At 74.8% G+C, this 14,597-nt stretch carries 10 protein-coding genes; 8 read left to right on the plus strand and 2 right to left on the minus strand.

The window, feature by feature from the left end:
• Positions 1-272: 272 nt before the first annotated feature.
• From O3597_RS05470 to O3597_RS05505, 8 genes are all read left to right on the plus strand, one after another.
• The gene (locus tag O3597_RS05470) at positions 273-722 is read left to right on the plus strand and encodes an SAV_6107 family HEPN domain-containing protein (protein ID WP_164449204.1); all 450 of its coding nucleotides are present in this window, start codon (positions 273-275) and stop codon (positions 720-722) included.
• Between the two features lie 129 nt (positions 723-851).
• Complete coding sequence (locus tag O3597_RS05475; protein WP_281603415.1) at positions 852-1,577, plus strand: hypothetical protein; 726 nt, start codon at positions 852-854, stop codon at positions 1,575-1,577.
• Positions 1,570-3,366 carry a DNA polymerase Y family protein gene (locus tag O3597_RS05480; RefSeq protein WP_281603416.1) on the plus strand — a complete coding sequence of 599 codons (1,797 nt, stop codon included), beginning with the start codon at positions 1,570-1,572 and terminating at the stop codon, positions 3,364-3,366. Before O3597_RS05475 ends, O3597_RS05480 begins: the two co-directional genes overlap by 8 nt.
• Before the next feature lie 99 nt (positions 3,367-3,465).
• Positions 3,466-6,852: an error-prone DNA polymerase gene (locus O3597_RS05485; RefSeq protein WP_281603417.1), complete on the plus strand. Its 3,387-nt coding sequence runs from the start codon at positions 3,466-3,468 to the stop codon at positions 6,850-6,852.
• Positions 6,853-6,887: 35 nt separating this feature from the next.
• Positions 6,888-7,652 carry a methyltransferase domain-containing protein gene (locus O3597_RS05490; protein WP_281604484.1) on the plus strand — a complete coding sequence of 255 codons (765 nt, stop codon included), beginning with the start codon at positions 6,888-6,890 and terminating at the stop codon, positions 7,650-7,652.
• Positions 7,649-8,821 (plus strand): nucleotide pyrophosphatase/phosphodiesterase family protein, encoded by a 1,173-nt coding sequence (locus O3597_RS05495; protein WP_164449203.1) that lies wholly within the window; start codon positions 7,649-7,651, stop codon positions 8,819-8,821. The genes O3597_RS05490 and O3597_RS05495 overlap by 4 nt, the downstream gene beginning before the upstream one ends.
• A gap of 38 nt (positions 8,822-8,859) precedes the next feature.
• Positions 8,860-10,119 (plus strand): DNA polymerase IV, encoded by a 1,260-nt coding sequence (locus O3597_RS05500; protein ID WP_281603418.1) that lies wholly within the window; start codon positions 8,860-8,862, stop codon positions 10,117-10,119.
• 115 nt (positions 10,120-10,234) lie between these two features.
• Entirely contained in the window at positions 10,235-10,630 is a 396-nt protein-coding gene (locus O3597_RS05505) for a DUF3040 domain-containing protein (RefSeq protein WP_203996867.1), read from the plus strand.
• A 179-nt stretch (positions 10,631-10,809) separates the two neighbouring features.
• Here the strand turns inward: O3597_RS05505 and O3597_RS05510 are convergent, their stop codons facing one another.
• Together O3597_RS05510 and O3597_RS05515 are read right to left on the minus strand one after the other, a co-directional pair.
• Entirely contained in the window at positions 10,810-13,281 is a 2,472-nt protein-coding gene (locus O3597_RS05510; RefSeq protein WP_281603419.1) for a DUF3488 and transglutaminase-like domain-containing protein, read from the minus strand.
• A gap of 16 nt (positions 13,282-13,297) precedes the next feature.
• On the minus strand, positions 13,298-14,596 hold the full coding sequence (locus O3597_RS05515) for a DUF58 domain-containing protein (protein ID WP_164449199.1): 1,299 nt from the start codon (positions 14,594-14,596) through the stop codon (positions 13,298-13,300).
• Position 14,597: the final 1 nt, after the last annotated feature.

The following is a 14,597-nucleotide window of genomic DNA, read 5'->3' on the forward strand; positions in this document are numbered from 1 at the left end:
CTCCGACAGGTGCGGTGCCGCGGACCGCACCTGGGCCCCGGGCAGTCGCGAGTCCGGGCCCGTCAGGCAGGACCGTCGTCCGCCGCCCACCGACCCCCGGGCGGCGGACGACGGACCCGCCGGTACGCCGGCCGGGTGTGGTGTGGGGAAGCTCCGCACCCGGCCGGCCACCCACCTGGTGCGTCTTCCTCCGCACCGACCGCCGCGGGCTACCGCGTCGACGGATCCGACCCGTCGTGCACCTGCCCGCCCCGGCTCATCTGGAGGAGACCATGCCGACCAGTCCGGCTCAGGCACCGACGGTGCCCGCGAACGTGCTGCCGCACCGTACTCCCGTCCAGTTGCTCGCGGTGGCCCGGCAGGGGCTCGCCGAGGCCGCCCGGACCGGCCCCGACGGCCTCCGGTACGCCGCCGCCCATCTCGCGGCCCTGCGCGCCGCCGCGGCGGTGCTCGCCGCCCGCGCCCGTCCCGCACCCACCCGACGCCACCGGATCACCAGCGTCTGGGTCCTGCTCGCCAACGTCGCCCCCGAGCTCGACGAATGGGCCGGCTACTTCGCCCTCGGTGCCGGCAAACGGGCCGCCGCCGAGGCCGGCATACCCCGGGTGGTGACCGCCCGAGAGGCCGACGACCTGCTCCGCGCCGCCGAGGAGTTCGTGACCGTGGTGGAGGCGGCACTCGGCCTGGCGCACCAGCCGGCGATCGACGGTCTCGTCGCCTGAGCCGCGGCGTCCGGCCGCCTCGGCGGGACCCAGGGTGGCCGGACGCCGCCCCACCACACGCGCGTTCTTCTGATCCACGACAGCACCATCCACGGGCCGGATGTCCGTGGCGACGACGGGGGAGGTCCGATGGCGGGCCGCATGGTGGTCGGTTCCGCCGCGCTGGCCGGGCTGGTCCGCCCGGCCAGCGCACCCGACCCGGCGGGTGGGCACCGGGTGCTGCCCGTGCGGCCCGAGCTGACCGGGTTGCTGCCCAACCGGGGGCTGCGGCGCGGCAGCACCGTCGCGGTCGGCGGTGGACAGGCCCGACCCGGCGGCACCACCTCGTTGTTGCTCGCGCTGCTCGCCGAGGCGTCCCGCGCCGGATCCTGGTGTGCCGTGGTCGGGATGCCGACCTTCGGGGCCGGGGCGGCGGCCGAGGCCGGCATCGTCCTGGACCGGCTGGCCCTGGTGCCGCAGCCCGGTCCGGAGTGGCCCACCGTCGTCGCCGCGCTCATCGACGGGGTCGACGTGGTGGTCACCGCGGTCCCGTCCACCGTCCCCGCCTCCGTCGCCGACCGGTTGGCCGCGCGGGCCCGGCAACGCGGCAGCGTGCTGGTGCCGTACGGCCGGTGGGACGGCGCGGACGTGACGCTCCAGGTGGTCCGGGGGATCTGGCAGGGACTCGGGCCAGGGCGGGGACGGTTGCGCCGCCGGGAGGTGACCATCTCGGCTCACGGGCGGGGTGCCGCCGCCCGGCCCCGAGAGGTCAAGGTCTGGCTGCCCGGTGACGAGCTGACCCGGGTCATCCCCGGTCCGGCCACCGTCGCCCGACCGGGTGCCACGCGCCTGCGGGTGGTGGCGGGCCGTGGGTGAACCGGTCCGGACACTGCTGCTGTGGTGCCCGGACTGGCCGGTACTCGCCGCCGAGATCGTCGACGGGGTGCCCGCCACCGGGCCGGTTGCGGTGCTGCACGCCAACCGGGTGATCGCCTGTTCCGAGCAGGCCCGCGCCGAAGGGGTACGCCGAGGGCTGCGTCGGCGGGAGGCGCAGGGACGCTGCTCCGGGCTCACCGTCGTCGACCACGATCCGGGGCGGGACGCGCGGGCGTTCGAGCCGGTGGTGGCCGCGGTCGAGGAGGTGGCGGTCGGGGTCGAGGTGATCCGTCCGGGGGCCTGCGCGCTGGCCGCCCGGGGCCCGAGCCGCTATCTGGGTGGTGAGGAGGCGGCTGCTGAGCGGATCGTCGAGCACGTCGCCCTCAGTTGTGCGGTGGAGAGCCAGATCGGTGTCGCCGCCGGGATCTTCGCCGCCGGACTGGCCGCCCGCGAGGGGCGGATCGTCCCGCCCGGCGGGACATCGGAGTTTCTGGCCGGTCAGCCCGTCGAGGCGCTCGGCCGCCCCGCCCTGGCCGACCTGCTGCGCCGGCTGGGGGTGCGCACGCTGGGCGACTTCGCCGCGCTGCCCGCCGGCGACGTACTGGCCCGATTCGGGTTCGACGGGGCGCTGGCCCAGCGGCTGGCCGCCGGACGGGACGACCGACCGCTCGCGGTCCGGCGTCCGCCGGTCGATCTGACGGTCACCGCCGACCTGGACGAGCCGATCGACCGGATCGACGTGGCGGCGTTCGCGGCCCGGACGCTGGCCGAGCAACTGCACGAACGGCTCGCCGGGCACGGACTGGCCTGCACCCGCCTGGGCATCGAGGCGGTCACCGCACACGGCCAGGAACTGCACCGGGTCTGGCGGCACGACGGGCTGCTCACCGCGGCGGCGATCGCCGACCGGGTCCGCTGGCAACTGGACGGTTGGCTCTCCGGTGCCCGGCGCGGCGGTGACCGGCCGGCCCGTCCCACCGCCGGAATCATCCGACTGCGGCTGCTGCCGGACGGGGTGCTGGCCCAGGCCGGCCTGCAACCCGGGCTGTGGGGGGAGACCGGCGCGGAACGCGAGCGGGCGCACCGCGCGCTGAGTCGGGTGCAGGGCCTGCTCGGTCCCGAGGCGGTGGTCACCGCGGTGCTCGGTGGCGGGCGATCCCCGGCCGACCAGACCCGGCTGGTGCCCTGGGGTGACGAGCGCCGGCCCGCCCGCCCCGGTCCGCCGCCGCCCGTACCCGCCGAGCGCTCCTGGCCCGGTCCGGACGTCGAACCCGCCGCCTCCGGTGGGTCGGCCGGCTCCGGTGGCGGGCCGGTGGCCTCCGGCGGCGGAGCGGCCCGTCCCGGTCGGCGGCGGGTGAGTCCCGGGCCGGCCGTACCGTCCTGGCCGGGGCGACTGCCGCCACCCTCGCCGGCCGTGGTGCTGCCCGTCCCGCTCGCCGCGAGCGTGCTCGACGCCACCGGCGCGCCGGTGGTGGTGAGCGCCCGGCTGGCAGTCAGCGCGCCACCGGCCCGGCTGAGCATCGGCTCGGTGCCGTCGCCGCCCACCGACCCCACTCCCGCCCCGGGTTCCGCCACCTCCACCGCCGCTTCGGCCACCGCCCTTCGTGGTGGGACGGTCGCGTCGGCCGAGATCGTCGGTTGGGCCGGTCCGTGGCCGGTCGACGAGCGGTGGTGGGCGCCGGCCGAGGCCCGCCGCCGAGCCCGGTTCCAGGTCCGCCTCGCCGACGGCAGCGCCCTGTTGCTCGCGATCGAGTCCGGCCAGTGGCTGGTGGAGGCGATCTATGACTGACGTCGGGCCGACGGGCTTCACCAGTTGCGGCATGTGGGGGCATCCGGGCGGATCGAGGGCACGAGATACGGCGTCCTGCGCGACGGCGAGGTGGCGGCGGTGAGTTTCCACAATCCCCGGCTGCCGTGGTCGGAGCTGGAGCGGGTGCTCTCCGGGCGGTCGACCGGCGGGAAGGGCAGCGACGGCGGAAAGGGCAGCGGCGCGGAGCGGCACCTGCATGTCGTGGATCCGCTTGCGGTCGACGCCGACGGGGGTGACTCGCCGGCCTGGAGCCGGCGGCGGGAGCACTACCGGCCGCCGGAGCTGGCCCGGCCCGACGGCGTGCCGCCGTACGCCGAGCTGCACGCGCACACCAACTTCAGCTTCCTCGACGGTGCCAGCCACCCCGAGGAACTGGCCGAGGAGGCCGTCCGGTTGGGGCTCACCGCCCTCGCCGTCACCGACCACGACGGGTTCTACGGCGTGGTGCGGTTCGCCGAGGCGGCCCGCGCGCTGGGCCTGCCGACGATCTTCGGAGCGGAACTGTCCCTCGGCCTGCCCGGTCCGCAGAACGGCGTACCCGACCCGCACGGCAACCACCTGCTGCTGCTGGCCCACGGCCACGAGGGGTACGCCCGGCTGGCCGCGACCATCGCCCGCGCCCAGCTGCGGGGCGGTGAGAAGGGCCGCCCGGTCTACGGTGAGCTGGAGGAGATCGCCGCCGACCTGCGCGACCACGTGCTGGTGCTCACCGGCTGCCGCAAGGGGCACGTGCCGGCCGCCCTGCTCACCGAGGGGGTCGACGCGGCGGCCCGCGAGCTGGACCGGCTCACCGCGCTGTTCGGCGCGGAGACGGTGGCGGTGGAGCTGACCGACCACGGGCATCCGGTCGACGGCGACCGCAACGACGCCCTGGCCGAGTTGGCGACCGCCGCCGGCCTGCCCACGGTGGCCACGAACAACGTGCACTACGCGACACCGGGACGGCGGCGACTGGCCACCACCCTGGCGGCCGTGCGGGCCCGACGCAGCCTGGACGAGATCGACGGCTGGCTGCCCGCGGCGGGCACCGCCCACCTGCGGGACGGCGCCGAGATGACGGCCCGGTTCGCCGCCTACCCGGGCGCGGTGGCCCGGGCCGCCGAGTTCGGTGCCGAGCTGGCCTTCGACCTCCAGCTCGTGGCGCCGCAGCTGCCGGCGTACCCGGTGCCGTCGGGGCACACCGAGATGAGCTGGCTGCGCCACCTCACCGAGACCGGCGCCCGGGAACGCTACGGCCCGCGCGAGGCGCACCCGCAGGCGTACGCGCAACTCGACCACGAGCTGAACATGATCGAGGAGCTGGGCTTCCCCGGCTACTTCCTGGTGGTGTACGACATCGTCGACTTCTGCCGCCGGGCGGACATCTACTGTCAGGGCCGGGGTTCGGCGGCGAACTCGGCGGTCTGCTACGCGCTGCGGATCACCAACGTGGACGCGGTCCGGCACCGGCTGCTGTTCGAGCGGTTCCTGGCTCCCGAGCGCGACGGGCCGCCCGACATCGACGTGGACATCGAGTCCGACCGCCGGGAGGAGGTCATCCAGCACGTCTACGCCCGCTACGGCCGGGAGCACACCGCCCAGGTGGCCAACGTGATCTCCTACCGGCCCCGCTCGGCGGTGCGGGACGTGGCCAAGGCGTTCGGCTTCCCACCCGGCCAGCAGGACGCCTGGAGCAAGCAGATCGACCGGTGGGGCGACGTGGCCACGGTGGACGTGCCGGAGATCCCCGAGCTGGTGGTCGCGTACGCCAACGAACTCCAGACGTTCCCCCGGCACCTGGGCATCCACTCCGGCGGCATGGTGATCTGCGACCGGCCGGTGATCGAGGTCTGCCCGGTGGAGTGGGGGCGGATGCCCGGGCGCAGCGTGCTCCAGTGGGACAAGGACGACTGCGCCGCCGTCGGCCTGGTCAAGTTCGACCTGCTCGGTCTCGGCATGCTGTCGGCCCTGCACTACGGCTACGACATGATCGGGATGAGCCTGGATCTCGGCGACATGACGCTGGACGACCCCGAGGTCTACGACATGCTCTGCCGGGCCGACTCGGTCGGGGTGTTCCAGGTGGAGAGCCGCGCCCAGATGGCCACCCTGCCCCGGCTCAAGCCCCGGACGTTCTACGACCTGGTGGTCGAGGTGGCGCTGATCCGGCCCGGTCCGATCCAGGGCGGCTCGGTGCACCCGTACATCCGGCGCAAGAACGGCCAGGAGCCGGTGACCTACCCGCATCCGCTGATGCGTAACGCGCTGGAGAAGACCCTCGGCGTGCCGCTGTTCCAGGAGCAGCTGATGCAGCTCGCCATCGACCTGGCCGGCTTCGACGCGGCCGAGGCCGACCAGCTGCGCCGGGCGATGGGCGCCAAACGGTCGGTGCAGCGGATGGAGCAGATCGCCGACCGGCTCTACCAGGGCATGGCCGAGCGCGGCATCACCGGCGAACTGGCCGACGACGTCTACCGCAAGCTCACCGCGTTCGCCAGCTACGGCTTCCCGGAGAGCCACGCGATGAGCTTCGCCTACCTGGTCTACGCCAGTTCCTGGCTGAAGCGCTACCACCCCGGTCCGTTCCTGGCCGCGCTGCTCAGCGCCCAGCCGATGGGCTTCTACTCGCCGCAGACCCTGGTCGACGACGCCCGCCGGCACGGTGTGCAGGTACGCCGACCGGACGTCAACGCCAGCGACGCGAAGCCGGTGCTGGAGTCCACCCCGGACACCCGCTGGGGCAGCCGGGCGGGGGAACCGCCGCACGCCTGGGGGCTGGGCGGCCCGGCGGTCCGGCTCGGGCTGTCCAGCGTGCGTACCCTCGGCGACGGTGTGGCCGAGCGGATCGAGGCCGAGCGGGCGGCGGACGGCCCGTACCGCGACATGCCGGATCTGGCCCGGCGGGTGGGTCTGACCGCCGCCCAGTTGGAGGCGCTGGCCACCGCGGACGCCTTCGCCTGTTTCGGGCTGACCCGGCGGCAGGCGCTCTGGGCGGCCGGCGCGGCGGCCCAGGAGCGGCCCGGTCGGCTGCCCGGCACGGTCACCGGTACGGAGGCACCCGTGCTGCCCGGAATGGAGGAGGTGGACCGGCTGGTCGCCGACGTCTGGGCCACCGGTTTGTCGCCGGAGAACCACCCGGCCCGGTTCATCCGGCCGCAGCTGGACGCCGTGGGCGCGGTCCCGATCGACCGGTTGGGCCGGGTGGAACCGGGCCGGCGGATCCGGGTCGGTGGCATCGTCACCCATCGGCAGCGGCCCGCGACCGCCGGTGGGGTCACCTTTCTCAACCTGGAGGACGAGACCGGCATGCTCAACGTCACCTGCTCGCCAGGGCTGTGGCAGCGGCATCGACGGGTGGCCCGCACCAGCACGGCGTTGGTGGTGCGGGGGCGGTTACAGCGGCACGAGGGGGTGGTCAACCTGGTCGCCGACCGGCTGGACCCGATCGAGGCACCGGTCCGCCCCGCCTCCCGCGACTTCCGCTGACGGTGGGCAGGTGCCCCCTGGCGATCTGTGCCCGGCTGACTAGGCTCGACCGGGTGGAACAGACCCCAGGCCCGGCCGGGCCGCCGCTCACCCCCCGTACCGCCGTGGTCTGGTCGGTGCTGCGCGCCGAGCTGGACCGCCGGCCGGCCGCCGAGCTGACCGTGCTGGACGTGGGGGGTGGCACCGGCGGCTTCGCGGTGCCGCTGGCCCGGGCCGGGCACCGGGTGACAGTGGTCGACGCCAGTCCCGACGCGCTCGCCGCGCTCAGCCGCCGGGCCGCCGAGGCGGGGGTGGCCGGGTGGGTGCGCGCGGTGCAGGGTGACGCCGACGCGTTGGCCGGGCTGATCGAGCCGGCCAGCGTCGACCTGGTGCTCTGCCACGCCGTGCTGGAGGTCGTCGACGACCCGGCACCTGTGGTGTCCGCGCTGGCCGGCGTGCTCCGACCGGGCGGTGCGGCGAGCGTGCTGGTCGCCGGGCGGGCCGCCGCGGTGCTCGGCCGGGCGATGAACGGGCACCTCGACGTGGCCGCGACCCTGGCCGCCGACCCGGTCGGCTCCGCCGGCGAGCGGGACACCCTGCGCCGCCGCTTCGACGTCGAGGGCGCCGCCGCGCTGCTGACCGCCGCTGGTCTCACCGTCGAGGAGATCCACGGCGTACGCGTCCTGGCCGACCTGCTGCCCGCGGCCGTGGCGGACGGTCAGGCCGCTGCCCTGGTCGAGTTGGAGCGGACGCTCGCCGCGCGACCACCCTGGCGGGACGTCGCGGCCCAGCTGCACCTGTTCGCCCGCCGTCCGGCATGACCGGCGTGATCGGCCGGGCCCGCCCGCTGGAGGTCGTCGCGCCGGGGTACGGCGGCGGCAGCCTCGCCGACGTGCTGCCCAGCGCGCTGGCCGTGCTCGGTGTCCCCGGCGTCGCGGACCCGCTCGGCCTCGCCGCCGAACTGTCCGGGGTGCGCCGGATCGCGGTGCTGCTGGTCGACGGCCTCGGCTGGTACCAGATCCCGACCGCCGCGCCGTACGCGCCGACGCTGACCGGGCTGACCGCCGCCTCCGGTCGACCGCTCACCTCCGGTTTCCCCTCCACCACCCCGACCAGCCTGGTCACCCTGGGCACCGGCGTGGCGCCCGGCGCGCACGGGGTGCTCGGCTTCACCGTGTGCCTTCCGGGCACCGAGCGGGTCCTCAACCACATCGAGTGGCGCGACGGCGATCCCGACCCGCTGCGCTGGCAGCCGGTTCCCACCCAGCTGGAACGGGCCCGGGCGGCGGGTGTGGCGGTGACCGTGGTGAGCCGGCCGGAGTTCGGTGGCACCGGTCTGACCCTGGCCGCCAACCGGGGTGGTGACTACCGGGGCGCGGCCGGTGTCGACGCGGTGGCCGCCACCACGCTGGCGGCGCTGACCGCCGGGCCCGGTCCGACTCTCGTCTCCGCCTACCATCCGGACGTCGACCGGCACGGTCATCTCAGCGGCGTCGACTCGTTGCCGTGGCGGGTGGCGGTGACCGAGATGGACGGATTGCTGGCCCGGCTGGTGGACGGGTTGCCGCCCGACGCCGCGCTGCTGGTCACCGCCGACCACGGTCAGCTCGACATTCCCGCCGGGGATCGGTTCGACCTGGACACCAATCCCCGGTTGACCGCCGGGGTGCGGGTGGTCGCCGGCGAACCCCGGGTGCGTTACCTGCATGTCGCACCGGGAGCCACCGCCGACGTGGTGGCCGCCTGGTCGGCCGTGCTCGGCACCGCCGCCCGGGTGCTCACCCGTGAGGAGGCGGTGGCCAGCGGCCGGTTCGGGCCGGTGGCCGCCGGCCACCTGGACCGGATCGGCGACGTCGTGGTGGTCTGCAACGACACGTACGCCGTGCTGGCCAGTCGGTCGGAGCCGCCGATGGTGTCCCGGTTGGTGGCCTTCCACGGTGCGGACACCGCGGCCGAGATGACCATTCCGCTGCTGGTGGTGCGGGGCTGACCGGCCGGAATGTCAGCCCGGCGGGCTAACCTGCGCGGGTGGGCCGCAGCCAGTCGCTACCCCGGGGCGGCGATCCCCGGTTCGGGCCCGGCGCCGACGACGCCGGGTGCCCGATCCTGCACGTCGACATGGACGCCTTCTACGCCTCGGTGGAGGTCCGGCACCGACCGGAGCTGCGCGGCCGGGCCGTCGTGGTCGGTGGGGTCGGTCCGCGCGGCGTGGTCAGTTCGGCCAGCTACGAGGCCCGGCGGTACGGCGTTCGCAGCGCGATGCCCACGATGCGGGCCCGGGCCCTCTGCCCGCACGCGGTCTTCCTTCCCCCCGACTTCGCCCGCTACGCGGCGGCCTCGCGGGCGGTCATGCAGATCTTCCGGGACGTCACGCCGCTGGTCGAGCCGCTCTCGCTGGACGAGGCGTTCCTCGACGTCGCCGGTGCCCGGCGACTGTTCGGCCGGCCGGCGGAGATCGCCCGCCGCATCCGGGAGCGGGTCGCCACCGAGCAGGGGCTGACCTGCTCGGTCGGGGTCGCGCCGAGCAAGTTCGTGGCCAAGCTCGGCTCGACCCGGGCGAAGCCCGACGGTCTGCTCGTGGTGCCGGCCGACCGGGTGCTCGAGTTCCTCCACCCGCTGCCGGTCGGCGCGTTGTGGGGGGTGGGGGAGCGTTCCGAGCAGGCACTGCTGCGGCTCGGTCTGCGTACCATCGGCGATCTCGCGCAGGCGCCGCCGGGCATGCTGCGGACCGCGCTCGGCGAGGCGGCCGCCGCGCACCTGCACGAGCTGTCCTGGGGCCGTGACCCACGCCGGGTCAGCCCGGAGCAGGCGGAGAAGTCGATCGGCGCGGAGGTCACCTTCGACGTGGACGTCGACGACCCGGCCGAGATCCGCCGGACTCTGCTGGCCCTGGCGGAGAAGGTCGGTGCCCGGTTGCGGGCCGGCGGGCAGGTGGGGCGGACGGTGTCGCTCAAGGTGCGCACCGCCGACTTCCGCACCGTGAGCCGGGCCCGCACCCTGGACGTGCCCACCGACGTGGCCCGGGAGATGTTCGACACGTCGTGGGCGCTCTACACCGCGTTGAACCCGGGTGAGCGGATCCGCCTGCTCGGTGTCCGGGCGGAGGGATTGACGGCGGCGGACCAGACGCCGCAGCAGCTCGCCCTCGGGCAGCCGGAGCGAGGCTGGCGGGAGGCGGAGGTCGCCGCCGACGCGGCGGCCGCCCGTTTCGGGCGGTCCGTCATAGGACCGGCCAGTCTTCTCACCGGGCGCGATCCCCGACGAAATGAAAATCCGACCCGACCGTAGGTCGTCCCGCTTTCCGACGCGCGAGGGCCCTCGTAGACTTGCGGGTAAGCAGCCGGTTGGCTGCCACGGTCTGTCGGTCCGACCGGACCGACCAACGTGACCGGGGAGGAGTGCCGTGCCGCTCTCGGAGCACGAGCAGCGGCTGTTCGAGCAGATCGAGCGGTCGCTTGCCGAGGACCCCAAGTTCGCCTCGGCCGTGCGCGCCAGCGATCCGCGCTTCCACGCGCGGCGTCGCCTGCTCGTCGCTGCCGGCGTGATCATCGCTGGCCTGGCGTTGCTGGTCTATGGCGCGGTGATCAAGACTCCGCCGCTGGCAGTGGCGGGATTCGTAGTCATGCTGGCCTCGGCCGCGTTCGCGGTGCAGTCGCATCGTCGGGCGCAGTCACCCGACCTGCACGTCGTCGGGGGCACGGCGAGTCGTCGCCGGTCCCGAGGCCGTGCCGGCCGGAAGTCGGGTTTCCTCGACCGGATGGAGGACCGGTGGCGGCAGCGCCCGGAGGGGCACCGCTGACCCCGTTCCGCCGCTGACGAGGAAGCACGTCACCCCGGGCTGGGCTGCCCGGGGTGAGTGGCGCGCAAACGGCCAGGGTGCCGTGCGAGGCTCCGTGTCGCCCGCCTGCCGGCGGCGCGTTGCCGGCGACCACCGATGGTGTCGCCGGCAACGGGATCAGCGCCCCCGCACGGTTGGCGTCAGCGCCCCGCGCGGCTGGCGATCAATCGGCGCGGACTGAACCGCAGCAGCCTCCGGCGCACCTGCCCGGCCGAGTTGACCAGTCGGGACGAGTTGTCCGCGACGGCGGTGCGCCACCGGGACAACACCGACGGCGGCAGCACGGTCGCCACCAGGCGGGTCCGCCGATCGGCCTGCCCGGCGAGTGCGCCGCGCACCGTCCGCAGGGCTGCCGGCAGCGGTTCGCCGGTCAACGGGTCCCGCGCGTAGCGGGCCCGCTCCTCCGCCCGCCCGAGCAGGCGTACCGCCGACCCGGCGTCGTCCTGCGTGGCCAGCCGCTCCCGGGCCAGCCGCTCGGCCGTGGCGCGTGGGGTTTCCGTCCGGTCCACCCCGATCCGGTAGTCGACAAGCGTGTCGATTAGTTCGTCCCAGGCGGCGTGCGCGTCGGCCCGCGCCCGGTCCGGATCGGTGGCGACCACCATGACCGGTTGACCGGTCGCGGACGGGGCCGCGTCCGGCGCGTCGACCGTCCGCACCACCGGTGCCGGCCGGCCCCGACGGCGACGCAGGGCGAGCCGGCGCAATGCGGGCACGGCGAGCAACACCAGCAGCGTCAGGACGCTGGCGGCGACCAGCCACGGCCAGCGGGACCGCTGCTCGGCAGGGGTGTCCGAGCCGGCCGCCGCGCCCGGGTCCTCGCCCTCCTCGAACTGGTTCGGTCCCTGCTCCGCGTCGGCCGACGGGTCCGTCTCGTCGGGGGTGTCCGACGTGCCGCCCTGCGGCGTGCTCTCCTCCGGGGCGTCCACGTCCGGCGCCCAGGCCGAGCGGGTCGAGCCCGGCACACCGTAGGCCGGGGTGGCGTCGAAGGGCACCCAGCCGATCTGGTCGAAGTAGACCTCGGTCCAGGCGTGCAGGTTGCGGTTGGTCAGGGTGAGCGTGTCGTCGCTGCGCCGGCTGCCGTTGGTGAACCCGAAGGCGACCCGGGCGGGAATCCCCGCGTCGCGGACCATCCAGGCCAACGCCGCGGCGTACTGCTGGCAGTAGCCGACCTTGTTCTGCAGGAAGTCGAGGATCGCCTGGCCGCTGGTGCCCTGCTCGGTGCTGAGCCGGTAGCTGAAGCCGTTGTCCTCGGAGAAGTAGTCGTAGATGGCCCGCACCTTGTCGTACTCGGTGCTGGCCCCCCGGGTCAGGTCCTCCACCAGGGTGCGGACCTCCGGCACGTCCGGCGTCACGGTCTGCTGCCGGCGCAGCGGCAGGTCCGCCGGCAGCGGCTGGGCCCGCCGCAGCGCCTGCGGGCTGTACGACGAGCGTACGTAGTCGAAGGAGTACTCCTTGCCTCGGGAGTTCTCCCGGTTGGAGAAGACGACCTGCAGGTTCGGGTCGTAGAACCAGCTGTTGCCCAACTCGGCGAAGCTGACCGGCTCGGCGTAGACCGGCAGCAGCGGCATGTTCAGTTCCCGGCTGACCTGCACGGTGGCCCGTTGCCGGGTGCGTTGCACGCCCGGCACCGAGCGCCCCGAGGGATCGGGTAGGTCGCCGTTGACCCGCCTGCCGTTGGGGCCGCGCACCCGGAAGCCGTCGGTACGCAGGTCGTCGGCGACCCCGAAGCGCAGGTAGAAGGGCTCCTCCTCGGTGGTGGTGACGGTCACCAGGTCGGTCACCTGGGACTGGTTGAGCTGCCCACTGAGCGCGGCGAAGAGATCGACCCGACCGGGTGAGCCGCCGAACCCTGGACCGATGCCGGAGCCGGCGCCGGAGTTGAGGGTGGTCATCAGCCCGGCGGTCATCCCGGGCACGGCCAACGGCACCAGCACGGCCAGCGCGAGGCCCACCACCGCCAGGCGGCGGCCGGCGGCGGCCAGCGGCGACGACTCCCAGACGTCGACGTCCCGGCCGTCGCCGGTGAACCGGCGGCCGAACCGGCGGACCCGGTCCACGTTGTCGGTGACCAGCAGCCACAGGAAACCGGCGGCGCCGATCGCGAACGGCACCGGCGGAACGCTGTCCACGTAGACCGCCACCGGCACCGAGTAGATGGCAAGCATCGGCAGGCCGGCCAGGGCGGGGCGGCGCAGCCCGACGCAGAGCACGTCAACCAGCACCGCCACCCCGCCGATGCCGAGCACGGTGACGAACAGCAGCGGGTCGGTGTCCGGGACCTTCACGCCGTGGGAGCGCATGTCCTCGACCGAGTTGCCGAGCAGCTCGGCGAAGTGCCCGAAGGTGGCCGGGGTGGGCAGCACCGCCAGCAACTCGCTGCCGCTGGGGAACAGCCAGGTCAGGGCGAGGGTGAGGCCGCCGACCATGGCCAGGATCTGCACCCACAGCGGAGTCCGGCCGAGCCGGGCCAGCGCCGCCGCGGCCGCCACCGCGGCCACCGCGATGACCGCCTGGACCAGCCATGTCCAGCGCTCGAAGATGGCCGACAGCGGCGCCGCCGCGAGCAGCGTCGCGCCGGCGGCGACCAATCCCAGGTTCCGATGGGCGATCATGAGGGGGACCTTCCGTTCATCGCACGCCACCGGCCACGGTCTCGGCCATCGCCGCGCGCAGCGCGAACCCCTGCGAGCCCCGCCCGGCCTGTGGCCAGAGCGCCGGCAACCGGCCGCCGTGGTCGACGCCGATCACCCGCCAGCCGGAATGCAGCAGCGCCAGTGCCGCGGTGTCGTGCGCCTGATCGGCCTCCGCCCGCGCGGGCGTCGGCAGGTTCAGCCAGGCGGAGCTGTCCAGCAGGAAACAGACACAGGTGGCGCCGTTGGCCCGCAGCCCGGCCAGCAGTTCCGCCTCGGCGGTGCTCAGCGACCCGAACAGGCCGATGATCAGCCCGCCGTCGGCGCGTTGCCGGACGTGCTGCACCAGGGTGGTGATCTCGACCCGCTGGTCGAGTCTGACCTCGGCGAGCTGGTCGAGCAGCAGGCCGTCGCCGGCGCCCTCGGTGGCGTCGACGTCCGCGCCCGAGCCGGTCACCAGGCGAAGCTTGTAGCCGGCCTGGCGCAGATGCACCGCGATGCTGGCGGCGGCGGAGACCGCCCACTCGAAGCTGGCCGTCGGCCCGTCGCCCCGGTGGCCGTACGCGCGGGTGTCCAGCAGCACCGTGGCCCGGCTCTCCCAGGGCTGCTCCTCCCGTCGCACCATCAGCTCGCCGGTGCGCGCGGTCGACTTCCAGTGCACCCGGCGCAGGTCGTCGCCGCGCCGGTACTCCCGGGTGGCCGCGTCGTCCTCGCCGTGCACCGCCACCGAGCGGGCCCGGCTCTCACCGCTGCCGGCGTACTCACCGGGCAGCCGCACCGACGGCAACGGAACCACCTGCGGGACGACCGTGAGCCGGTCGGTGCCGGGGAAGGCGCGGGTGAGTTCGCAGAGGCCGAAGGGGTCGGTCATCCGGACCACGAGCGGCCCCACCTCGTACCGGCCCCGCACGTCGGCACGCACCGTGTACGCCACGGAACTGGCCTGGTGCGCGCCGAGCCGTTCCAGCACCACCCGGGGCCGGCTGCCCAGGGCGTACGGGAGCCGGTCCTCCAGCAGCAGGGTGCCGGTGGGTAGCCGGGACATGTTCTGCAGGCGCAGCACCACCCGGGCGGTCGCGCCGACCGGCACCCGGTGTGGCTCCAGCGACCGGTGACAGGCGAGTTTGTAGCGGCTGCGACCGACGTAGAGCGCGGCGAGCAGCGGCAGGACGGCCAGCAGCACGGCCACCCGCAGCAGGTCCTTCTCGCCGAGGATGCCGGCGGAGACGGCCGCCGCCACCGCCGCGGCCAGGAAGGAGCGGCCGCGGGTGGTCAGCCCGCGCAGCCCGACACGCACG

The sequence above is a fragment of the Verrucosispora sp. WMMA2044 genome (assembly GCF_027497155.1).
GTDB lineage: Bacteria > Actinomycetota > Actinomycetes > Mycobacteriales > Micromonosporaceae > Micromonospora > Micromonospora palythoicola.

Bases quoted from the DNA above. Each gene is read 5' to 3' on its own strand.
- O3597_RS05470 (WP_164449204.1), top strand. From the start codon at position 273: ATGCCGACCAGTCCGGCTCAGGCACCGACGGTGCCCGCGAACGTGCTG.
- O3597_RS05475 (WP_281603415.1), top strand. From the start codon at position 852: ATGGCGGGCCGCATGGTGGTCGGTTCCGCCGCGCTGGCCGGGCTGGTC.
- O3597_RS05495 (WP_164449203.1), top strand. From the start codon at position 7,649: ATGACCGGCGTGATCGGCCGGGCCCGCCCGCTGGAGGTCGTCGCGCCG.
- O3597_RS05510 (WP_281603419.1), bottom strand. From the start codon at position 13,281: ATGATCGCCCATCGGAACCTGGGATTGGTCGCCGCCGGCGCGACGCTG.